Here is a 22,106-nt window from a genome sequence, read left to right on the forward strand (position 1 = left end):
ACTGAAACGATAGACGGATTTACCGATTACATGGCGAGACTCAAGCTGTTCCTTCCACTGATTGTATTTGCTGCGCTGGCGGTACTCTTCTGGCGCGGCCTTTCACTGGATCCGCAGGAAATGCCCTCGGCACTGGTGAATAAACCGGTGCCGGATTTTGCGCTGCTCGATGTGGAGTCCAATCGCGAGCTGAAAAAAACAGACTTGCCCAGTCGACCGCTGCTACTGAATGTCTGGGCTACCTGGTGTATTTCTTGCCGGGTAGAGCACCCGTATCTGAATGAGCTGGCGGAGCAGGGCGTGCCGATTGTCGGCATCAACCTGAAGGACGACAACGAAGCGGCGCAGAAGTGGCTGGAGAAATTCCAGAACCCCTACGTTTTTTCTGTATCGGATATCGAAGGGCGCCTGTCGCTGGACCTGGGAGTGTTTGGCGCCCCGGAAACGTTCCTGGTAGATGCCGGCGGTACTATCCGTTGCAAGCATGTCGGGGTGGTGGACGATAAGGTCTGGCAAACGAAATTGCAGCCGCTGTATCAGCGTTTACAGAATCAGGATTGGGACGAATTTTCTGGTGAGCTATCAGATTCCCTGCTCGCCCGTTGTCGCTGAGACGGAAGAAAAAAAGAGCCGCTTTATCTGCTGGCTGGGGCCGGTGACCGATAAAGCGGCTTTTTTGCATACCCTGGAAATAACCCGGGAGCGTTATCCGGATGCTTCCCACCACTGCACTGCGCTGGTGATTGGCAATCCTGCCAATCCGGAGGTGATGCAGAGCGATGATGACGGCGAACCCGGGGGTAGCGCTGGCAGGCCCATGCTGGAATTACTGCTGAAGCAGGAAGTGGGGAGCGTCGGCGCTATTGTTACGCGCTATTTTGGTGGCACCAAGCTGGGCGTTGGCGGCTTGATGCGCGCGTACCGCGGTGCGGTGGGCGCGGCATTACAGATGGCGGAGCTCGATGTCCATGTGCCCCTGGTCGATGTGCAGCTCACTTGTGACTTTTCCGGAGAATCCCGAGTGCGTTTCCTGGTAGCCCAGCACCGAGGCCTGTGTGGCGATGTGGAATATAGCGATTGCGTACGCATCGCAGTGACACTTCCTCAAGATCAGTGGCCGTCCCTGAAGGAAAAGCTCGCGCCGGAGGGCTTTTCATTCTCTTTGTGATAGCGCTGACCTTCCTTTTCGTCGTTTCTTTTTTTCATTCCCCACCCATTCCCACCTGTTTCCGCACCCGCTCGTGGAGATACTTGGCAATCTCTGCATTAAGTGGCGCCGTTCACTTCTATCTGTTTGACAGCGTTGTCAGGTGGCGGCTAGCTTGATCTGGCTAGTTGACAGCGCTGTCGGCTAAGGGCCGGTGGTGGCTTCCTTTTCAATCACTCCTCCACAAGAGGGGGATTCTTTCCTCTAGCGTTTTCTTTCCTGCGGTACAGAACCATTCATGCCGGCGGAATTACCCGCCAGAAAAATACCGACTCTTCGACTGGGAGAAGAAGAAAACATGAAAAAAACAACAATAAAAAGGATGTTGAATACCGGTGCCGCACTGCTTGGCCTCTGGGCGGCGGCAAATGCATCGGCTTACGATTGTTCAAGTACACCTGAGTATATTGACGGCGCCAGCTATGCCAGCGGTGCTGCCGTTCAAAGTGCCGGCGTTGCCTATCGTTGCGACGTCGGTGGCTGGTGCAGCCAGGGCGGTGCCTATGCTCCAGGTAGTGGCTGGGCCTGGGAGCACGCCTGGACAGGGCTCGGCAGTTGCGATGCGCCCGGCTCGAGCAGTTCCAGCAGCAGTTCCAGCAGCAGTTCTAGTAGTAGTTCCAGTAGTAGTTCCAGTAGCAGCTCCAGTAGTTCCAGCGGTGGTGGGAGCAGCAGCTCCAGTTCTGGCTCCGGAGGATCGTCTGGCGGTGGCGGCTCCTGTCCTGCCTATGTGGCGGGAAGCGGTTACGCGGCCGGCGATATCGTGACAAACAGTGGTGGTTATTACGCATGTTCCGTGGCGGGCTGGTGTTCATCCGGCAACTCTGCCTACGAGCCAGGCGTCGGTTGGGCCTGGGAAAATGCCTGGACCAGTAGCAGTGAGCAGGCCTGTTCCGGTGGTGGCAGTAGCAGCGGCGGCGGTAGTGGCGGTGGCACTGTGCCGGATGAATTTTTCTGCGCCGCAGAGTGGCAAACGGGCACCTTGTACACTGAAGGCACCGTGGTTGCCTATCAGGGAATTGCCTATCGCGCACTTGTGGATACCCACTCCATTGCGCCGGACAACACCGCCTACCCGGGACAGTGGGAAACCGCTGGTTATCCCGACGATGCACTCTGCCCGGTACCCATTCCCAACAGCATTGATTACGGAGAAGCGCAACCTGTTGACGGTAATCTGAGTGCAGGGGTGGTCAATCCCACCGGTGCAATTGCGCCCGCGCGGATTGCCGATACCCAGTCCCCGATTTCGGGTTACCAGGGGGGCGCTAATCCGGCGTCTGATAACGGTGGAGACCACGGTGGTCTGGATGTGGACAACGGAGCCCGCGGTACCAAACTGGTGCCGGGAAACCTACCGCTGCAGCACAATACTTATAGCTTGAGCTCAGGGACGGAAATCGTTACGTATATAGGCGACTGGGCAATTTACGGCCGCCAGTACGATTTCACGCAGTTACCGGCGGCCAACTTGCACCGCATTGTCTATGGCTTTGCCGGAATCTGTTACCCCGATGCGAAGAATGAGCAGGATGGCGGGTTTCCCACATCTGCTCCGGCAGCGGTGATGCGAACCTGTAACCAGAGTTCGCTACCTGACGGTGCCATGGCAGTGGCGGATTTTGAAGCGGCCTTCGTGCGAGATGTGGGCGTTGCGCCGCAAGGGGTTGTGGGTACGGAGAGTATGTATGCGCTCAACAAAGACAATGTCGGCGGCGTGTTCGGAGTACTCTACCAGCTCCGTGAGCAAAACCCGCAGTTGAAGCTCGACCTTTCCATCGGTGGCTGGACGCTGTCGGAAGGATTCCCGTGGATGGCGCATGATCCGGTAAGGCGCAAAGCTTTCGTCGATTCCGTTGTGCATTTTCTCGAGCGCTATGACTTCGATGGAGTGGATATCGACTGGGAATACCCCGGTAGCGATGGTGCTGTTGTGGGAATGGCGCGGGAAGACGATGGCGAAAACTACGCGACACTGATTCGTGAACTTCGTGCGGGTATGGATTGGTTGAGCGAGAAAACCGGCAAGCCTTACCGCCTTTCCTCCGCAATTCCGGCAGGGCTGGGTCGTCTCGAGAAAATCGACTGGTCTCAGGTGCATCCCTATATGGATCGCCTGTATGCGATGACCTACGACCTCACCGGTGCCTGGGAGCGGGAGCTCTCGCATCACACGCCGCTTTATATCAATCCGATGGCGGTGGGCTCTTCTGCGGGAACGTCGGCTAACTGGACTCTTACCTACCTTCAGAGTCTCGGTGTGCCGGCAAATAAGTTGATGATCGGCGGCGCGAACTATCACCGTTCGAAAGCGACCAATCCTGGCGATATTTCCGAGTTCACCTACGGCGTTACCGGAAATACCAGTTACGGCAATCCCAATTGGAGTGGGCCGGATTTGATTCTCGGTATTGCCGGACTTGGATCCTGGGAGGCCGGTGTGATTGAGGGGTACGATCTTTACCAGAACTATCTCGACAGCAACATGCTGCCGCGCAACGGGTTCTGGTTGTACACCGACAAGGAGTCCAATGCGGATTATCTGTACAACGACTCAATTGGTGCGTTCATATCGGTAGAAACGCCGCGGACAGTGGCGTTAAAAGCGCAGTACGCCAAAGACAACGGGCTGGCCGGAATCTTTTTCTGGATGGCGGAGCAGGACAATGGCTACAACCTCAATACGGTTAATCATGTTCTGGGGAATAGCCTGACGGCGGACCAGTCTGACGGCGATCCTGCCGATCAGATTCCCGTTTGTGGTCGCAATATCACTGCTGCGGAATGTGAGTCATTGATTGCCACCCTGCGCTAACGTCGCTGCGTTAGTCGAGGCCCACCCGTGCCACCTGCAGTGGCATCGGTGGGCCAACAATTACTGAATAAAAATAATGGGTATTTTATGAAAACGAGATTGTTCTCAGGGGCGATACGCTGGCTGCTGTGTATCGCTGGTCTGATAAGTAGTGGTGCCGCATTCGCCGTGGATTGCTCCGACCTCGCAGTCTGGAACAGTAGTAACGCATACAGTGGCGGAGCCGAAGTTCAGCATATGGGCACTGCATACAAAGCCAACTGGTGGAGTCAGGGTAGCGACCCTGCGCTGCATTCCGGCCAGTGGCAGGAGTGGTCGGTCATCGCTCAGTGCGACGGTGGGAGCTCTTCGAGTTCTTCGTCCAGCTCCTCCTCATCGAGTTCCTCGTCATCGAGTTCTTCCTCGTCAAGCTCATCATCCAGCTCGTCTTCGGGATCTTCCTCTGGCGGCGGTAGCTGTAGTTCCGTGCACTATGTGGCGGGTACGAGTTATGTGGCAGGGCAGCTGGTGCAGAACCTGGGTAACGAGTTTGTTTGCGACATCGCCGGCTGGTGTTCTTCCGAATCTGCCTGGGCGTACGCACCGGGTGAGGGGACATACTGGGAGCACGCGTGGACTCAGGTGGCCAGTTGCGGCACTTCTTCCAGCTCCTCTTCTGGTGGGTCTACTTCCAGCTCGTCCAGCAGCTCGTCCAGCAGTTCGTCCGGTGGTTCCAGTGGTGGCAATAGCAGTCGCCTGATTTCCGGTTACTGGCACAATTTCGATAATGGTTCCGGGGTTATTCCCATTGCGGATGTTTCCGATGCGTATGACGCAATCAATGTTTCCTTCGCGGAGCCTACTGGCGCTGCCCCGGGTGAAATTGGCTTTGTATTGGACCCGCTGTTTAACGAGCAGGACTTTATTGCCGGTATTCAGGCCAAGCAGGCGGCCGGGAAGAAAATCATCATCAGCATTGGCGGCGCCAATGGTCAGGTTCGCCTGGAAAGTGCCGTGGCTCGCGACAACTTTGTTGCGTCGATGATTGATATTATCGACCGTTACGGATTCGATGGTTTGGATGTGGACTTTGAAGGTCACTCACTGGAGTTGAATGCCGGTGATGTGGATTTCCGCAATCCAACGACGCCGGTAATTGTCTACCTGATTGAAGCGCTGCAGGCCCTGACATCCCACTACGGGGATGATTTCATGCTCACCATGGCCCCTGAAACGTTCTTTGTGCAACTCGGCTACAGTTTTTACGGAGGCTCCTGCTCCGGTTGCGACCGTCGCGCCGGCGCCTACCTTCCTGTAATTCACGCGATGCGCGATAGGCTGGACTGGCTACAGGTGCAACATTACAACTCTGGTTCGATCATCGGGCTGGATGATCAGTACCACAGTATGGGCGTGGCAGATTTTCATATTGCCATGGCGGACATGGTGTTAACCGGGTTTAACGTTGGTGGTAATTCTGCGTACTTCTTTCCGCCACTGCGTCAGGATCAGGTTTTGATCGGCTTGCCGGCGAACGTGAATGCCGGTGGTGGTTTTACTTCGGTCAGTGAGGTGCACGCCGCGCTCAACTGCCTGGTGAAGTTGGAGGGATGTACGACCTACACGCCGCACACCAGTACGGGCTGGACTGGATTGGGTGGGTTGATGACCTGGTCGATCAACTGGGACAAGTTTAATAATTTCGAATTTTCTACCGAGCATCGGGAATTTCTGGATGCGCTGTAATATCGGTTCGCGGAAACGAAAAGTGATGGACAGGGAAAAGTAGGCAAAGTGAGGTGCAGGGTGCGGCCGGGACTGATTCGCGGCTGCGCCGCTCACCCTGCGGGCGCCTGCGGCGTCTTAAATTGCTGCGCAATTTGATCGAACGAGGGTTCTCGTACGCCGATCAACCGCATACAAAAAAGGCCCTCACTTTCGTGAGAGCCTTTTTTGTATGTGGCGGACCGGACGGGACTCGAACCCGCGACCTCCGGCGTGACAGGCCGGCATTCTAACCAACTGAACTACCGGTCCGCATTCCTGACATTCCTTTGAGCAATCTGCCGTGCAGATGTAAAGGAAAGTGGTGGGTGGTACAGGGGTCGAACCTGTGACCTACGCCTTGTAAGGGCGCCGCTCTACCAACTGAGCTAACCACCCCGCGTCAGGAGCTGCGTATAGTAATGATATTTTTTTTGGCGTCAACGGTTTTTGAAAAATTTTTTTCAATTCAATGAGTTAAGCGGATGGCCGGAAATTTTGGTTTGGTGTGCGTGATGTGGCGCCGTCTCGCATCGGGCGTGTTTGCGGGCGCCGGCGCTGATATAATCGGCAGAATTTCCGCCGGAGAACGCCAGTGCAGAAAAAAACCTTCGCAGCCCCTGTCGCTGCCACCCTGACTCTGCTGATCGCTATGGTCGCACCCCTGTCGACCAGCTATGCATCGGTTGAGGTGGAGCCGTTGTCCACGCCGGAACTGCAGGCTCGCTATCAGGTTTTAATCGAAGAAATGCGTTGCCCCAAGTGCCAGAACCAGAATCTGGCCGGATCCGACTCCATGGTGGCCACAGATCTGCGGCGGGAGATTCGCCGGTTGCTGGAGGAGGGGTTCAGCGACCAGGAAATCAACGACTTTATGGTGGCCCGTTACGGCGATTTCGTTTTGTACCGCCCGCCGCTGCAGCGCAACACCATGCTGCTGTGGGTGGCGCCGGGTGTATTTGCCGCGCTCGGGCTGCTGTCCCTTATCGTGATTGTGGCGCGCTCTCGCAGTGGGCGTGGCGGTCGTCAGGGTGACGATGATCAGGAACTAAGCGCCGAGGAATCTCAGCGCCTGGCGCAATTGCTTAATCGCGCTGACACCGGTGCAAATGAGCCGGCAGGCAAGCTAAAGGGCGGAAGCAGAAACGATGATTGATCTTTGGTTAATGTTGGCACTGTTACTGCTGCCGCTGGCGGCGGTTGTTGCCTGGCCGCTATTGCGCAAGAAGTCTGCAGCGGTTGCCGAGGACCAGGGTTCCCAGGCGGAACTCTACCGGGAGCACCTGGCCGAGCTTGAAAGCTCACATGCCAGCGGCGCGATTGATGCGTCGCAATATGCGTCACTGAAGACGGAGCTGGGGCGCAAGCTGCTGGCGGAAGAGCGCGCGGGGAGCTATCGGCTGTCGCAAAGCCATTCCGGTGGCCGCAGCATGCTGGTCGGGCTGGCATTGGCGGTGCCGATGGCCGCGGTTGGTCTGTATTTCTACTGGGGGGCTCACAGTGATGTGGCCCTGTATCGGGAGTTGGCGGCCAGCCAGTCCGGTGAAACGGATCTGGTGGCGGAGGCCCGTATTACCCAGCAATTACGCGAGAGGGCGGTCACCCATCCGGACGACCTCAACAGCCGCTACGTGCTGGCGCAGCGTCTGCTGGTAAGTAACGATGTTCAGGGGGCGGTGGCGCAATACCGGTATATCGTCGCCCACGAGCCGCAGGCGGCCAATATTCGTGCCGAACTTGCCCAGGCGCTGTTTTTCGCCAATGGCTCACAAATGAGTGCTGAGGTGTTGCGCGAAGTGGATCAGGTTCTGTCTGCGCAGCCAAACAACACGACGGCCCTCGGGTTGGCGGGGATCGCGGCGTTTGAGCAGAAGAACTTTGCTGGTGCCAAATCCTATTGGCAGCAGGCGCTGGCGCAAATGGCACCGGGCTCCGGTGCCGCGCAGGCTCTGGCGGCGGGTGTACAGCGGGCGGAAGCGGCGCTGGCAGAGGCCGGTACTGGTGGTGCGGCCGAGGCGGCGGGTGAGCAGGCTGAGGCCGTATCCAAAGCCCTGGGTGAAAACAGTATTGCGGTGAGCGTCTCGCTGGCCGAATCCGTAAAGTACGCACCGGACACGCCGGTATTTATCTACGCGCGTACCGCGGAGAGCCCGATGCCACTGGCGATTGTGCGTCTTACCGCGGCGGATTTGCCCGTGCAGGTGGTGCTGGATGAGTCTCGCGCGATGATGCCGGGGCGCAGCCTGAAAACCGTTGACCAGGTGCAACTCGTGGCCCGTCTGGCCATCGGCGGCAATGCCCGCCCGGCCCCCGGCGACTGGCAGGGCGAGGTGAAGGCTCTTCCGCGCGCGGACTGGTCCAAGCCGGTATCCATCCTGATCGATCAGCAGATCTGACTGTAGAGTCTCTGGCGGGCCTGCCTGGTTCGCCAGTTCATTTCCTTCGGGGTGCCCCGGAAAAGCGTTTCCGCGGCTTCGCTTCAGGCGGGCCGCCACTGTCGGGGCGCAGCGAAAATAGCGCTGAAACCCGGCTCGCAGCCATGTACAATCGGCGGTTTGCAAAGACAAAACGACGATTTGCGGGCACTGGCCAGTCAGGTCCCCTGGCAAATCCTCCAGAAAGTACAACGAAGAGCGTTCGGCGGCGGAGTAACAACCGCACGGGCGCCGGGTATTACCGAGTTTTAAGACCATGCGTTTGAAGTGCATCAAGCTGGCCGGATTCAAGTCGTTCGTCGACCCGACCACCGTTTACTTCCCGTCCAACCTCAGCGCCGTGGTCGGCCCCAACGGCTGTGGCAAGTCCAACACCATTGACGCTGTGCGCTGGGTGATGGGGGAATCCTCCGCGAAGAACCTGCGCGGCGACTCCATGACCGACGTGATCTTCAATGGCTCCAGCGGCCGTAAGCCCGTGGGCCAGGCCTCCATTGAGCTGGTGTTCGACAATTCCTCCGGCAAGCTCACCGGCGAATACGCCGCCTTCAGCGAGATCTCCATCAAGCGCAAGGTGACCCGCGACGCACAGAACATCTATTACCTGAACGGCGAGAAATGCCGCCGCCGCGACGTGACTGACCTGTTCCTGGGTACCGGTCTCGGTCCGCGCAGCTACGCGATCATCGAGCAGGGCATGATCTCGAAATTGATCGAGGCCAAGCCGGAAGAGCTGCGGGTATTTATCGAGGAAGCCGCCGGTATCTCCAAGTACAAGGAGCGCCGTCGCGATACCGAAAACCGCATGCGTCGCACCAAGGAAAACCTGGAGCGCCTCACCGATATCCGCGACGAGCTGGATCGCCAGCTGTCCCGTCTCGAGCGCCAGTCTGCGGCCGCGGAAAAATACAGCCGCTTCAAAGAAGAAGAGCGCACCCACAAAGCACACCTGCAGGCCCTGAAGTACAAGGACCTGGACGACCAGGCCCACGGCAAGCAGCAGCAGATCGGCGAGCTGGAACTCACCGTAGAGGAGCTGGTGACCCGCCAGGTGAGCTTCGACACCGGTATCGAAGAGCAGCGCGTGGCTTATCACGACCTGTCCGATGCGTTTAACGAGGTACAGGGCCGTTTCTATTCCGTGGGTGCGGATATTGCGCGCCTGGAGCAGAGCATTTCCCACGCTCGCGAGCGCAACACCCAATTGCAGACCGATTTTTCCCGCACCGAACAGGAATTCAATGAATCCCAGTCGCTGTTGGCTGCGGACCAGGAAAAGGCGGTCGAGTTTGATGCCGAACTGGAAATCATTATTCCGGATCTGGAAATGGTGCAGGCGGCGGAAGAAGAATCCGCCCAGGCCCTGCTGACCGCCGAAGACCAGATGCGCGATTGGCAGAACGAGTGGGATCAATTCAACCAGGGTGCCTCTGGCTCTCGTCAGCGTGCGGAAGTACAGCAGTCCCGCATCCAGCACCTGGAAACATCTGCCCAGCGCCTGCAGGATCGCATCAGCAAGCTGCAGACCGAGCGTGAGTCCCTGTCTGGCTCCGGCGATGACCTGGAGCTGGAGCAACAGAACGAGGAGCTGGCCGAGCTGGAAATGCAGCTGGCCGAGCTGCGCGAATCCATTTCCGAACAGGTAGAACAGCTTTCGGATCTGCGCCGTCAGGAGTCCGAGCTGGGCGCTGAACTGGATAAAGAACGCCTGCAATTGCAGACCAGCCGCGGCCGCCAGGCCTCGCTGGAAGCGCTGCAGCAGGCCGCCATGGGTCAGGGGAAGAACGTCGCCAGCTGGCTGGAGCAGCACAATCTGCAGGACCGCCCGCGCCTGGCGGAGCAGATCAGCGCACGCGCCGGTTGGGAAACCGCCGTGGAAACCGTGCTTGGTGCCCAACTGCAGGCGGTGTGTGTCGATCAGATCGAATCCCTGCAGGAAAGTCTCACCAGCTTCGACGGCGGCCAGGCTGTATTTGTCGATGGCCGCAGTGCACCGGCGGCAGCCGCTGGCAGCCTGCCGAAACTCTCCGATGTCGTGGAGGGCCCCGCGTCCCTGAGTGGCCTGGTAGACGGTATCTATACCGCGGAAGACCTGAACGCCGCGCTGGCCCAGCGCGATCAGCTGAAAGCGAATGAATCCATCGTTACCCGCGACGGCCTCTGGGTCGGACCTAACTGGCTGAAAGTCAGCCGCGGTGGCGATGCGGAATCCGGGGTACTGGCGCGCAAGCAGGACCTCGAGAACCTGGAAGCGGAGCTGGAAACCTGCGAAGCACGTATCGAAGAGCTGTCCGAGCAGCGCGAGCAGTTGCGCAGTCGCGCCGGCGAACTGGAATCCGGTATCGAGCAGGCCCGCAATAACGCCGAGCAGCTGAACCGCCGTACCGGCGACCTGCGCAGTCAGCTGTCTGCCCAGCGCGCGCGCCAGGAGCAGATGGATGAACGCCGCCGCCGTATCGAGGCAGAAATTGCCGAAGTGAAAGAACAGAAGGAGATGGAATCCGAATCCATTTCCGAAGCGCGCATCGTATTGCAGGAGGCCCTGGAGGCCATGAGCGACGATACCGATCGCCGCGAATCCCTTCTGGCGCGCCGCGAGGAGCTGCGTGAAGCGCTGGATGCCGCGCGCCAGCGCGCCCGTGAAGATAAAGACCGCGCCCACGAACTGGCCATGCGCGAGCAGTCCGTACGCACCCAGAAAGTTTCCCTCGAGCGCACGCTGCAGGTGTTGCGCGAGCAGGTGGAGCGTTTGCAGGAGCGCCGCGAGCAGCTGCTGCGTCAGATGGAGGACGCCCAGGATCCATCCCAGGATTTCCAGGCGGAACTGGAAGAAAAACTGGGGCAGCGCATCGAAGTGGAAACCGAGCTTTCGGATGCGCGCAAAAAAATGGAAGAGGTGGAGTCTACGCTTCGCAACCACGAGCAGGAGCGCCACAAGGTGGAATCTGCTTTGCAAGGCGTACGCGCTCAGCTGGAGCAGCAGCGCCTGGCTGCGCAGACCCTCGAAACCCAGCGCAATGGCCTGGTAGAGCAGCTGGCTGAGGCTGGCCACGAACTGAAAGGCCTGCTTGAGGAACTCCCGGAAGAACTGACTATCGAAGCAGTGCAACAGGATATCGAGCTGGTGGCTGCGCGAATCTCCCGTCTTGGCCCGATTAACCTCGCGGCTATCGATGAGTACAAGCAGGAATCCGAGCGCAAAAACTACCTGGATACCCAGTACGGCGATCTGACCGACGCCCTGGAGACCCTGGAAAATGCCATCCGCCGCATCGACAAGGAAACCCGTACCCGCTTCAAGGAGACCTTCGATCAGGTTAACGGCGGTCTTCAGGAGCTGTTCCCGAAAGTATTTGGCGGTGGTCACGCGTATCTGGAGCTAACCGGTGACGACCTGCTGGATACCGGTATCGCGATCATGGCGCGCCCACCGGGCAAGCGGAACAGTACGATCCACTTGTTGTCCGGTGGTGAGAAGGCGCTGACCGCAATCGCTCTGGTATTTTCCATCTTCCGCCTCAACCCGGCGCCCTTCTGTATGCTGGATGAGGTGGACGCACCGCTGGACGATGCCAACGTGGGTCGTTATGCACGGATGGTAAAAGAAATGTCGGAACACGTTCAGTTCATCTACATTACCCATAACAAGATTGCCATGGAGATGGCCGATCAATTGTTGGGGGTTACCATGCACGAGCCGGGCGTATCCCGTCTGGTATCCGTGGATGTGGAAGAGGCCGCGGAACTGGCATCTGCGTGATGGGCACAGGGAGAGGGATGTAATCATGGACAACTGGCTGATCAATTTGCTGGCGCTGGTGCTGCTGGGCGTGGTGCTCGATGGTGCCCGGCGCGCCTACCTCAAGCACCGAGACTCGGTAAAAGTCTCCAGCAAACTGTCCCGCACCTTGCGCCAGGAAGTGGACGACTACAACGAAGATATCCTGTCAACGCCGCGCGCCGTGAAAGAAGCCGCGGAGCCGAAGGAAGCGCGGGCCAAAAAAAGCAGTCCCATTACCGAGTCCGAGCTCGAATACATCGATCCGGAAGAGGCGGAAAAGCGTCGGCAGATTTCTGCGGAGCTGCCGGGAACGGTGCGCGTGGTGCAGCGTCGCAAACCGGAAGACGCCAGCCAGGTCAATCGCCAGGTACAGCAGAACTTCCAGTCCTCGCGCAAACCATTGGCAGGCAGCAAACCCGAGCGAGCTACAGGGGGCAACGACGAACTGCCAGAAATGCCCGCAGAGCACTCCACCACGCGCGCCGCCAAGGTGCCGGAGCAGGCTTCCCTGAACCTGGAAGAGCAGGTGCCGATGCTGATGGACTCTGTGGAACCGGATATCGCACCGGCCGCAGGTCCGGACACGATCGAACCGGTATCCGAAGACAAGCTGCAGTATCAGGGCGAACAGGACCCCATGGCCGGCCTGTCTTCTGAACACGACGAGCCGGCAACCGACCGCCGCGAACCCTCTCTGGATGAATCGATCAGTCTGGAGTCGTTGCAATCGGTACCGGAAGAGGCGCCGGCGGAAGAACATCAGGAACCGGTGAAAAAGCCCGGTTGGTCCCCGGCGGATCTCAAGCTGCCGGAACTCCGCTTTCCCGATCTTAAAAAAGGTCCGGACCAGAAAAAGGCACCGGCCCGGGATACGGCGGCTGATACAGAAAGTGCGGGCCGGAAAAAAACCGGCAAGCGCGGGCAGAGCACGCCAAAAGAGCGCGACGTACAGGAAGTGTTGATCCTGAACATCATGGCGCCTGCCGGCGATTGCTTTGAGGGTAACGACCTGCTGCGCGTACTGCTTTCCAGCGGACTGCGTTTCGGCGAGATGAATATTTTCCATTTCCACTGCGGCGAAGCGGGGGAGGGCCCGGCCCTGTTCAGCCTGGCCAATATCGTGGTGCCGGGCACCTTTGATATGTCCGAGATGGAAGACTTCACCACCCCCGGCGTGAGCCTGTTCCTCGCGCTCCCTGCAGAAGTGGAAGCGCTGAAAGCCTTCGATACGCTGCTGTCTACCGCGCGCAATATTGCCGAGCAGCTGGGCGGCGAGCTGAAGGACGAAAACCGCAGTGTATTCACCGCGCAGACCGCCGAGCACTACCGTCAGCGGGTGATGGAATTCCAGCGCCGCAAAGCCCTGGCCCGCGCGCAGGCCTGACCAGCAAGAATTCCCCATTTTTGCGGAAAAACAATGACAAAAAAACTCCCCCCGGAATCTCAGTCCCGTGCAATGGAGCTGCACGAAATCCTCAATCGCGCCAATTACCAGTACTACGTACTGGATGCCCCGGAACTGCCGGATGCGGAATACGACCGCTGTCTGCGCGAGTTGCAGGGGCTGGAAGAACAATATCCGCAGTTGATCTCCAGTGATTCCCCCACCCAGCGTGTGGGCGCGGAGCCCTTGGCGGCCTTTACCCAGATTCGCCACGAAATGCCCATGCTGTCCCTGGACAATGCGTTCAGCGATGAGGAAATGGAAGATTTCGATCGCCGTATCCGTGAGCGTCTGAATAACAGTGCGCCGGTGGAGTACGCCTGCGAACCAAAACTGGATGGGATTGCCGTGAGCCTGCTGTACCGCAATGGGCTGCTGGAGCGCGCCGCAACCCGCGGTGATGGCACTGTTGGGGAAGATATCACGCAGAATGTGCGGACGATCTACTCCGTGCCTTTGAAACTGCTGGCCGACGATGTGCCGGAAGTTCTCGAAGTGCGCGGCGAAATCTATATGCCCAAGGCGGGCTTTGACGCCATGAATGAAAAAGCCCGCGCAGCCGGCGACAAGCTGTTTGTAAATCCACGCAACGCCGCCGCGGGCAGTCTGCGCCAGCTGGACTCGCGTGTTACCGCCCAGCGCCCTCTGGAACTCTGCACCTATAGCGTTGGCGTAGTGGAAGGCGGTGAACTTCCCGAAACGCATTCGGAAATTCTCAGGCAGTTGAACCGTTGGGGATTCCGGATCAACAGTGAAATGGCGGTGGCGGAAAATATCCAGGAATGTATCGAATATCACCGTAAGCTCGGCGAAAAGCGTGCGCAATTGCCTTACGACATCGACGGTATTGTATTCAAGGTCAACAGTATTCCGCTGCAGAAGCGCCTGGGTTTTGTCGCTCGTGCGCCGCGCTGGGCCACGGCCTATAAGTTCCCTGCACAGGAAGAAATGACCCAGTTGCTGGATGTGGAGTTCCAGGTAGGGCGCACTGGTGCGGTTACCCCAGTGGCGCGCCTGCAGCCGGTGTTTGTCGGCGGCGTTACGGTATCCAATGCCACCCTGCACAACCGCGATGAAATCGAACGGTTGGGCGTAAAAGTCGGGGATACCGTAATTATTCGCCGCGCCGGCGATGTAATCCCCCAGGTGGTCTCCGTGGTGGAAAGTCGCCGTCCGGACGACGCCCGCGACATCGTATTCCCGGCCCACTGCCCGGTGTGTGATTCGCCGGTGGAGGCCACACCCGGTGAGGCCGTTGCCCGCTGTAGTGGTGGCCTGATCTGTAGCGCCCAGCGCAAGCAGGCGATCAAGCACTTTGCATCGCGCAAGGCCATGGATATTGACGGTCTCGGCGACAAGCTGGTGGAACAGATGGTGGATGAGGGGCTGTTGAAGTCTGTCTCCGGCCTTTACCACCTGTCACTCGAGCCGCTGGTGGCGCTCGAGAGAATGGGGGAAAAGTCCGCGCAAAATCTGTTGGATGCCCTTGAGCGCAGCAAAGGCACCACTCTGCCGAAATTTCTCTATGCGCTCGGTATTCGTGAAGTGGGCGAGGCGACCGCGCGCAACCTGGCGCGACACTTTGGTGACCTGGATGCGTTAATGCAAGCGGATAGTGAGGCCCTGCAGCAGGTTGAGGATGTTGGCCCGATCGTTGCCCACTATGTGGCCGAGTTTTTCGAGCAAGTGCACAACCTGGAAGAAATTGCCGCTCTTCAGCAGGCAGGTGTGCATTGGGAGGCGGAAGTCCAGGAAACGGGTAGCCAGCCGCTCGCAGGGCAGACCTGGGTGCTGACCGGAAAGCTGGAAACCCTGTCGCGCAGTGAGGCCAAGGACTATCTGCAACGGTTGGGTGCAAAAGTCGCCGGCAGCGTGTCTGCGAATACCCATACGGTTGTCGCTGGCCCCGGAGCGGGCTCAAAGCTGAACAAGGCGCGAGATCTCGATCTACCGGTGCTGGACGAAGAGGGGCTGATGGCAATGTTACGGGGGCAGGGCATCGAAATTTAATCGATCTGCCTGAAATGCGATCGGGTCGAAAATTTGCTGGCATCTGGCAGTAGAATTATCTCGGTCGCGCCGTTACAGTTGGCGGAGCAATAATTGAATTGGCCCGCTGACAACACATTCGTGCTGCGGGAGAAGCGTAGGGGTTAGCGCAGCGTGATTCAGGGCGATCAGGAATCTATCGTTTACGGCTGTATCAAAGACAGCAACAGCCTGGCAGGCGGCAGTGATCGCCGCCGGGTCAACCGCGAAGCTGTGCTGGCGCTGCCCAGTGCGGACGAGTGGCCGTTTCTTTGCCGCGATATGTTTTCCATTCCCACCATTAAGGTCAAGCAATCCCAGTATCAGACCGACGTCATCCATTTTGGTGCTTCCTATCGCGCCGTCGAGTATGAGTGGAATCACTGGATCCAGAAGTTTGAAGAGCTTTTGCGCAGCATGTACTGGGTTTCCGCCACGGTACATCTGGAAACCGAGCTCTCCGGCACCCATTCCTTTAACTGGGAGGCTGCAGGCCTGTATCACGAGCCCGGCAGTGGTGATATGCAGGTGCGCTGTGAGTGGACGCAGGAAGGGCGCGTGAGCGTTTAGTTTCTTTGGGCCCCTTTCACATCGATTGCCAAATCCCGACCCCGCACATTACCCTGTATCGATATTCGGCATCTTTTGTCTGGCATGCGCTTTGGCGGTGCTTATCTTTTCAATTGTGTGATCTGAGCTTTCCAGGAGGCCTTCTCCGTGCGCAAGCCTTCCCCTCAAGAAACGTCTTCAAGCGCCGACGCTTTTCGAATAGAGAAAGACAGTCTGGGCGAAATCAACGTCCCGCAAGATGCCCTTTATGGTGCGCAGACCCAGCGCGCTGTGGAAAATTTCCCGGTCAGTGACTACCGTTTGCCGATTGCATTTGTTCGCGCCGTAGTGGCGATAAAGCGCGCTGCGGCCCAGGCTAACCAGTGCCTGGGAATTCTCGATGAAGACAAGGCGGTGGCGATTGTTGCTGCCTGCGACCAGCTGACCGACGCAGACTACGCCCGCCAGTTTCCCGTCGATGTGTTCCAGACCGGTTCCGGCACCAGCACCAATATGAATGTGAACGAGGTGCTTGCCCATATCGCCTCGGAAAACAGCGGCCTCACCATCGGTGCCAATGATCACGTCAATATGTGCCAGAGCAGTAACGATGTGATTCCTTCGGCAATTCATCTCTCCGCATTGCTCGCCATACAAAACCAGTTGTTGCCCGCACTGGTACACCTGTGCGACACGCTGGATCGCAAATCCAATGAGTTGACGTCGGTGGTCAAAACCGGGCGCACACACCTGATGGACGCGGTACCGATAACCCTGGGGCAGGAAATATCGGCCTGGAGTGCGCAGTTCAAATTGTGCAGGGCGCGGCTGGAGGATGTACTTCCGCGTCTGGAACAGCTGGCACAGGGTGGCACTGCAGTAGGTAGCGGCCTGAATGCGCACAATGAGTTTTCTGAACTATTTGCGTACAAGCTCGGTACCGCCTGTGGCATCTCACCGCGTCCCGCGGACAATATCTTTGCCGCAATCTCCAGCCAGGACACTGCGGTCGAAGTGTCGGGGCAGTTAAAAACTCTGGCGGTGGCTCTGATGAAAATTGCCAACGATTTGCGCTGGATGAATAGCGGTCCGCTGGCAGGGCTGGGCGAAATTGCGTTACCAGCGCTTCAGCCCGGCAGCAGTATCATGCCGGGCAAGGTCAATCCTGTCATTGCCGAATCCGTGGCAATGGTGGCGGCCAAGGTGATGGGAAATGACACCACGATTACCGTGGCCGGGCAAAGCGGTAATTTTCAGTTGAATGTGATGTTGCCGGTGATTGCATTTAGTCTGCTCGAAAGTATCCAGTTATCCGCAAACGCCTCGCGTATGCTGGCGGACAATGCAATAGCCGGGTTTACCGTCAAAGAGGCGCGTATGCAGCAGGCGCTCGCGCGCAATCCGATTCTGGTGACGGCGTTGAACCCGGTCATCGGCTATGCCAGGGCCGCGGAGATTGCCAAGGCGGCTTATAAAGCGGGGCGCCCGGTGCTGGATGTGGCCGAGGAAATGACCGATCTTTCCCGCGGAGAGCTGGAAAAATTACTCGACCCCGCGCGATTAAGTGAGGGGGGAATTGTGGATGGGCAATAGAGTCCATGGCTCAGGCAAGCAGCAGAATCCCCAACAGGATGGAACCCGCAACCAGCATCATGCATTCAATCCAGATACCCAGCCTGCGCAGGATGGATCGATCTTCTCTGCGCAGCATGTGTGGTTTTCCCATGACTCTTTCACCCCTTGTTTGCGCTAACCATTTGCCGGGGCTGCGTTGACAGCCAATGACCAATCCTTCAGGATTCTGCCCCGCTTTACGTGGTAGTTCGCGGTGGAGTGCCGCCCAATCCGTTAGAATTCAAACCCTCTGTTCAAATCTATAGTATGAATAGAGATTGTTCATTCGGATGCGGCGAGCGAACCCCCCGTGCTGTCCATAGCCCGAATATTAGTGTCGGCGAACAATGCCGACCAGTCATTCATTTCCCGTTGAAAGTGCTTTGTTATGGCCCAGAAACGCCGCCGTTCATTTATTACCAGTGTCCTTGCCTGTGTTGCGTTTATCGCCGCGGCGATCTGGAGTTGGGATCTGCCGGTGGCAGACGTGCTCAGTTACCTGGTGCTGATGTTGGTTTTTCTTGCCGTTATTGTGGCCGTGGCGTTCGGTTTTGGTGCGCTGTTGAACTGGTTGCGTCGGCGAAATGACCAGCGCAACGACCACCGTAACGACGACCGTTAACTTAGAGCAAAGCATGGCCAGCGACACCCAACCTCTTTCCGGCCTCAACCAGAGTCAGAGTGAGGATATCCGTATCCCGATCGCCTATGTACAGCGTCTGCTGGAAGAGGCGGCGAGGCACGGTTGCGATCGCGCGGAGCTTCTCGCGTCGGTCGATATTTCCGAGGGTGAGCTCGAGGATACTGCGGCGTTTTCCGCGGTAAAGTACGGGCGCCTGTACCAGCGGGTCATGTGGCTGGCCCAGGACGAGTGGTTCGGCATGCTTAGTGGTGGCCGGGTGCGCTCCGGTTCATTTCGCCTGCTGTGTCTGACGGTGGTCAACTGCGCGACGGTGCGGCAGGCGATAACCCTCAGCGCGGAATTCATGGAAATTTGCCGGGGCTTTCGTGTCAAACCCGTGTTGTCGCCTCAGGGGGATCGCGACAAGGTGGTGATCGTGGGTATCAGCTCTCTGCACGACGGCGAGTTCGACCAGCTGATTGCGGAGACTACACCAGGGGTAATTCGTACCACGCTTGCGGTTTGGCACCGTTTCTACTGCTGGCTGGTGGGGCGCGAGATTCCTCTGGCCAAGCTGCACTTTTCCTTCCCCTGCCCGGAGGAGTTCCAGACCCTGGCGCAAAGTGAGGCTGGGGAACTGCTGTTCGATCAGCCGGCCAATGCGCTGGAATATGAAAGCCGCTATCTGGATTATCCCATCGTACAGAGTCCCCAGACGGTGGAGGACTTCATCCGCACGGCGCCTTATCACCTGGTAATCAGCGACGGCAACGCCAACAGTATCAAGACCAAGGTCAAGACGATTCTGAACCGGGATGTGAGCGAGTCCATGCCGCCGGCGGAAGCGGTGGCGGAGCGCCTGAACATGTCGGTCACTACCTTGCGGCGCAAGTTGCAGCAGGAAAACACCTCGTACCAGAAGCTCAAGGACGAATGCCGGATGGAGGCAGCCTTCCATTACTTGAGCTGCCCGGATCTCTCCAATACGCAAATCGCGGAAATGCTGGGTTTTGACGAGGCCAGTGCGTTTTTTCGCGCGTTCAAGAAGTGGACCGGGGTCACCCCCGGCGAGTATCGCAAGAGCCCGCGCGCGACCACCCCCGGCAGCTAATTTCCGGCTTTTCGCGTTATATCGCGCCTGTTCCCTCCAGAAACTCCCTTCAAAATCTCCCGAGAATTTCTCGCGCACAGGTCGATACGGTGACCTGTGCGTCAGCCGCTTTGCGCTGAATCTGCCGCCGTATTTTGTTAGTGCTTTGGACACTTTTCGCCATAGTGACTATTGGTAATTTGCAACTAATATGAATAAAACGAATAGTTGAGTCACGGCATTTCGCCGTGCATCCCGTGGCGCTGCCCGGCCATGTCTGTATGAGACCATGGCAGCGGGCGCGAAAAATCGAGTGTAAAAATCGTTAAAGAGGGTATTCAGGATGAGCGAGATCAAAATTCCGCTGCGTGACATGCGTTTCGCCATGCGTGAGCTGCTGAACTGGGATCAGCACTATGCGGCACTGGGCTATGAAGATGCGAGCCCCGACGTGGTGGATGCCATCCTGGAAGAGGGTGCCAAGTTCTGTGAAAACGTCCTCGCCCCCATCAATCAGATTGGCGACCAGCAGGGCTGTACCTGGAAAGACGGCGAAGTCACCACTCCGGAAGGCTTCAAGGAAGCCTACCAGCAGTTCGTGGAAGCCGGCTGGCCGTCCCTGCCGCACAAAGTCGAACACGGTGGCCAGGGCCTGCCGCCTTCTCTAGGTACCATCCTGAGCGAGATGGTGGGTACTGCCAACTGGTCCTGGGGTATGTACCCGGGCCTGTCCCACGGCGCCATGAATACCCTGGAAGCCCACGGTACCGACACGCAGAAAGAAACCTACCTGACCAAGCTGGTAGAAGGTACCTGGACTGGCACCATGTGTCTGACTGAGCCCCACTGCGGTACCGACCTGGGTATCCTGCGTTCCAAGGCCGAGCCTAACGACGACGGTTCTTACTCCATCAGCGGCACCAAGATCTTTATCTCTGCCGGTGAGCACGATATGGCCGAGAATATCGTCCACATCGTACTGGCACGCCTGCCGGATGCCCCTGCGGGCACCAAGGGCATCTCCCTGTTTATCGTTCCGAAATTCCTGCCGAATGCAGACGGCTCCGTAGGTGAGCGCAATGGCGTGACCTGTGGTTCCCTGGAACACAAGATGGGTATCCACGGTAATGCCACCGCGGTACTCAACTTCGACGGTGCCAAAGGCTTCCTGATCGGCCCGCCCAACAAGGGCCTGAACTGCATGTTCACCTTTATGAACACTGCGCGTCTGGGTACTGCCCTGCAGGGCGTGGCGCACGCGGAAGCGGGTTTCCAGAAGTCCCTGGCTTACGCCAAAGACCGTCTGCAAATGCGCTCCCTGAGCGGCCCGAAAAACCCGCAAGGTGCGGCTGACCCGATCATCGTTCACCCGGACGTGCGCCGCATGCTGCTGACCCAGAAGGCCTTCTCCGAAGGCGGTCGCATGCTGGTACTGCTGTGTGCGCAACAGGTTGACCGCAGCCACGCCGCAGAGACGGAAGAAGAGCGCAAAGACGCCGACGACCTGCTCGCGTTCCTGACGCCGATTGCCAAGGCGTTCCTCACCGAGACCGGTTATGAATCAGCAAACCTGGGTCTGCAGTGTTTTGGCGGCCACGGCTACATCGCCGAGTGGGGCATGGAGCAGAACGTGCGCGACTCCCGTATTTCCACCATCTACGAAGGTACTACCGGTATTCAGGCACTGGACCTGCTGGGCCGTAAAGTACTGATGAGTCAGGGCGAGCTGCTGCGCAAGTTCACCAAGGTCGTGCACAAGTTCTGCCAGGCGGAACTGGATAACGAAGCCCTGGCACCGTATGTTGCCAAACTCCAGGAGATCAACAAGGAGTGGGGCGAGCTGACCATGAACGTCGGCGTGAAGGCCATGGAAAACCCCGACGAAGTCGGCGCAGCCTCCGTGGACTACCTGATGTATTCCGGTTACGCCGTACAGGCCTACCTGTGGGCGCTGACCGCGAAAACCGCTAACGAGAAGCTGCAGGCTGGTGCCGGTGAAGAAGATTTCTACCGTTCCAAAATTGCCACCGCGCGTTTCTATTTCGACCGTATCCTGCCGCGCACCGCGACCCATGCCAGTGCTATGCAGAGCGGCGCCGACAACCTCATGAGCCTGGATGCGGAACACTTCGTATTCTGAGCAACATGATTGGAAAACACCGCCCCTGGTAACAGCGGCGGTGTTTTTGAATCTGCGCTTTGCCAACGGCGGTAAAGCGCAGGTTTGCGAACTTCCGGAGTGATGATGCAATTACCGGCACACATTCTCGAGCGCTTGCGGCTGCTTACTTGTCTGCCCCAGACCACTCGAGTACAGTTTCGATTGCCGGACGGCAGTGATTTCTACCTGCGTGTGGAGCGCAAGGCATTGGAAGGCGGCGCTCTGGAAAGCGGGCCGGTTTCTATTGAAGCGGAGCAGGTTTCCGGGCTGGTGGAGTCGCCGGATCTGGATCTCGAAATGTCCTACGACACACTGCGGGAAATCATTGGCGGCCAGTTGAGTGCCCGTCACGCGTTCCTGCTGGGCGATATCCGATATACCGGCAATCGCGAACTGGCAGCTGCGTTGGCAGACCTTTTTGCCGTGCATTGAAGTCGACCAGAGGATTACCTGTGGCGGAATAGCCCACCGGGCTATTTACTGATTGAATTGGTTCCGTACCGCCAGTGTTTTGACGTGGCGGTGCAGTGTGGAGCCGGCCGGGCGACAAGTCTGACGCCCAAATAATTAATTGCCCGTTCAATGCGGGCTAGCGATGAAATTCAGGCGGATTATTTGCC

15 protein-coding genes and 2 tRNA genes are annotated in these 22,106 nt (G+C 58.1%); 15 read left to right on the forward strand and 2 right to left on the reverse strand.

Annotation, left to right across the window (positions count from 1 at the left end; all coding sequences use genetic code 11):
• Window positions 1–30: 30 nt before the first annotated feature.
• From ACXAG1_RS00525 to ACXAG1_RS00540, 4 genes are all read left to right on the forward strand, one after another.
• A complete protein-coding gene (locus tag ACXAG1_RS00525; protein ID WP_475093364.1) occupies window positions 31–612 on the forward strand; it encodes a DsbE family thiol:disulfide interchange protein in 582 nt (193 codons plus the stop codon).
• Window positions 575–1,168, forward strand: coding sequence for an IMPACT family protein (locus tag ACXAG1_RS00530; RefSeq protein WP_475093363.1), 594 nt, complete (start codon window positions 575–577; stop codon window positions 1,166–1,168). Before ACXAG1_RS00525 ends, ACXAG1_RS00530 begins: the two co-directional genes overlap by 38 nt.
• A gap of 337 nt (window positions 1,169–1,505) precedes the next feature.
• Complete coding sequence (locus ACXAG1_RS00535) at window positions 1,506–4,019, forward strand: glycosyl hydrolase family 18 protein (RefSeq protein WP_475118615.1); 2,514 nt, start codon at window positions 1,506–1,508, stop codon at window positions 4,017–4,019.
• 87 nt (window positions 4,020–4,106) lie between these two features.
• The gene (locus tag ACXAG1_RS00540; RefSeq protein WP_475093361.1) at window positions 4,107–5,744 is read left to right on the forward strand and encodes a glycosyl hydrolase family 18 protein; all 1,638 of its coding nucleotides are present in this window, start codon (window positions 4,107–4,109) and stop codon (window positions 5,742–5,744) included.
• Window positions 5,745–5,958: 214 nt separating this feature from the next.
• On the opposite strand, the gene ACXAG1_RS00545 is transcribed toward ACXAG1_RS00540, so the two are convergent.
• A tRNA-Asp gene (locus ACXAG1_RS00545) sits at window positions 5,959–6,035 on the reverse strand.
• Window positions 6,036–6,085: 50 nt separating this feature from the next.
• Window positions 6,086–6,161, reverse strand: a tRNA-Val gene (locus tag ACXAG1_RS00550).
• Between the two features lie 196 nt (window positions 6,162–6,357).
• Between ACXAG1_RS00550 and ACXAG1_RS00555 the strand changes: the two genes are divergently transcribed.
• From ACXAG1_RS00555 to ACXAG1_RS00605, 11 genes are all read left to right on the forward strand, one after another.
• Window positions 6,358–6,918, forward strand: coding sequence for a cytochrome c-type biogenesis protein (locus ACXAG1_RS00555; RefSeq protein WP_475093343.1), 561 nt, complete (start codon window positions 6,358–6,360; stop codon window positions 6,916–6,918).
• Window positions 6,911–8,158, forward strand: coding sequence for a c-type cytochrome biogenesis protein CcmI (ccmI, locus tag ACXAG1_RS00560; protein ID WP_475118616.1), 1,248 nt, complete (start codon window positions 6,911–6,913; stop codon window positions 8,156–8,158). Before ACXAG1_RS00555 ends, ccmI begins: the two co-directional genes overlap by 8 nt.
• 295 nt (window positions 8,159–8,453) lie before the next feature.
• Window positions 8,454–11,957 carry a chromosome segregation protein SMC gene (gene smc / locus ACXAG1_RS00565; RefSeq protein ID WP_475118617.1) on the forward strand — a complete coding sequence of 1,168 codons (3,504 nt, stop codon included), beginning with the start codon at window positions 8,454–8,456 and terminating at the stop codon, window positions 11,955–11,957.
• A 25-nt stretch (window positions 11,958–11,982) separates the two neighbouring features.
• The gene (gene zipA, locus ACXAG1_RS00570; RefSeq protein WP_475118618.1) at window positions 11,983–13,362 is read left to right on the forward strand and encodes a cell division protein ZipA; all 1,380 of its coding nucleotides are present in this window, start codon (window positions 11,983–11,985) and stop codon (window positions 13,360–13,362) included.
• A gap of 33 nt (window positions 13,363–13,395) precedes the next feature.
• Entirely contained in the window at window positions 13,396–15,432 is a 2,037-nt protein-coding gene (gene ligA, locus ACXAG1_RS00575) for an NAD-dependent DNA ligase LigA (protein ID WP_475118619.1), read from the forward strand.
• 153 nt (window positions 15,433–15,585) lie between these two features.
• Window positions 15,586–16,020 (forward strand): hypothetical protein, encoded by a 435-nt coding sequence (locus ACXAG1_RS00580; protein ID WP_475093338.1) that lies wholly within the window; start codon window positions 15,586–15,588, stop codon window positions 16,018–16,020.
• 147 nt (window positions 16,021–16,167) lie between these two features.
• Window positions 16,168–17,592: a class II fumarate hydratase gene (locus tag ACXAG1_RS00585; RefSeq protein WP_475093337.1), complete on the forward strand. Its 1,425-nt coding sequence runs from the start codon at window positions 16,168–16,170 to the stop codon at window positions 17,590–17,592.
• Window positions 17,593–18,001: 409 nt separating this feature from the next.
• Window positions 18,002–18,235, forward strand: coding sequence for a hypothetical protein (locus tag ACXAG1_RS00590; protein WP_475093336.1), 234 nt, complete (start codon window positions 18,002–18,004; stop codon window positions 18,233–18,235).
• Window positions 18,236–18,248: 13 nt separating this feature from the next.
• Window positions 18,249–19,346: an AraC family transcriptional regulator gene (locus ACXAG1_RS00595; RefSeq protein WP_475093335.1), complete on the forward strand. Its 1,098-nt coding sequence runs from the start codon at window positions 18,249–18,251 to the stop codon at window positions 19,344–19,346.
• Between the two features lie 322 nt (window positions 19,347–19,668).
• Complete coding sequence (locus ACXAG1_RS00600) at window positions 19,669–21,465, forward strand: acyl-CoA dehydrogenase C-terminal domain-containing protein (RefSeq protein ID WP_475093334.1); 1,797 nt, start codon at window positions 19,669–19,671, stop codon at window positions 21,463–21,465.
• 105 nt (window positions 21,466–21,570) lie between these two features.
• A complete protein-coding gene (locus ACXAG1_RS00605; protein ID WP_475093333.1) occupies window positions 21,571–21,918 on the forward strand; it encodes an SCP2 sterol-binding domain-containing protein in 348 nt (115 codons plus the stop codon).
• Window positions 21,919–22,106: the final 188 nt, after the last annotated feature.

This window comes from Microbulbifer sp. ABE4_465 (assembly GCF_056160765.1).

Bases quoted from the DNA above. Each gene is read 5' to 3' on its own strand.
- zipA (WP_475118618.1), top strand. From the start codon at position 11,983: ATGGACAACTGGCTGATCAATTTGCTGGCGCTGGTGCTGCTGGGCGTG.
- ACXAG1_RS00525 (WP_475093364.1), top strand. From the start codon at position 31: ATGGCGAGACTCAAGCTGTTCCTTCCACTGATTGTATTTGCTGCGCTG.
- ligA (WP_475118619.1), top strand. From the start codon at position 13,396: ATGACAAAAAAACTCCCCCCGGAATCTCAGTCCCGTGCAATGGAGCTG.
- ACXAG1_RS00605 (WP_475093333.1), top strand. From the start codon at position 21,571: ATGCAATTACCGGCACACATTCTCGAGCGCTTGCGGCTGCTTACTTGT.
- ACXAG1_RS00600 (WP_475093334.1), top strand. From the start codon at position 19,669: ATGAGCGAGATCAAAATTCCGCTGCGTGACATGCGTTTCGCCATGCGT.
- ACXAG1_RS00535 (WP_475118615.1), top strand. From the start codon at position 1,506: ATGAAAAAAACAACAATAAAAAGGATGTTGAATACCGGTGCCGCACTG.
- ACXAG1_RS00540 (WP_475093361.1), top strand. From the start codon at position 4,107: ATGAAAACGAGATTGTTCTCAGGGGCGATACGCTGGCTGCTGTGTATC.
- ACXAG1_RS00590 (WP_475093336.1), top strand. From the start codon at position 18,002: ATGGCCCAGAAACGCCGCCGTTCATTTATTACCAGTGTCCTTGCCTGT.
- smc (WP_475118617.1), top strand. From the start codon at position 8,454: ATGCGTTTGAAGTGCATCAAGCTGGCCGGATTCAAGTCGTTCGTCGAC.
- ccmI (WP_475118616.1), top strand. From the start codon at position 6,911: ATGATTGATCTTTGGTTAATGTTGGCACTGTTACTGCTGCCGCTGGCG.
- ACXAG1_RS00595 (WP_475093335.1), top strand. From the start codon at position 18,249: ATGGCCAGCGACACCCAACCTCTTTCCGGCCTCAACCAGAGTCAGAGT.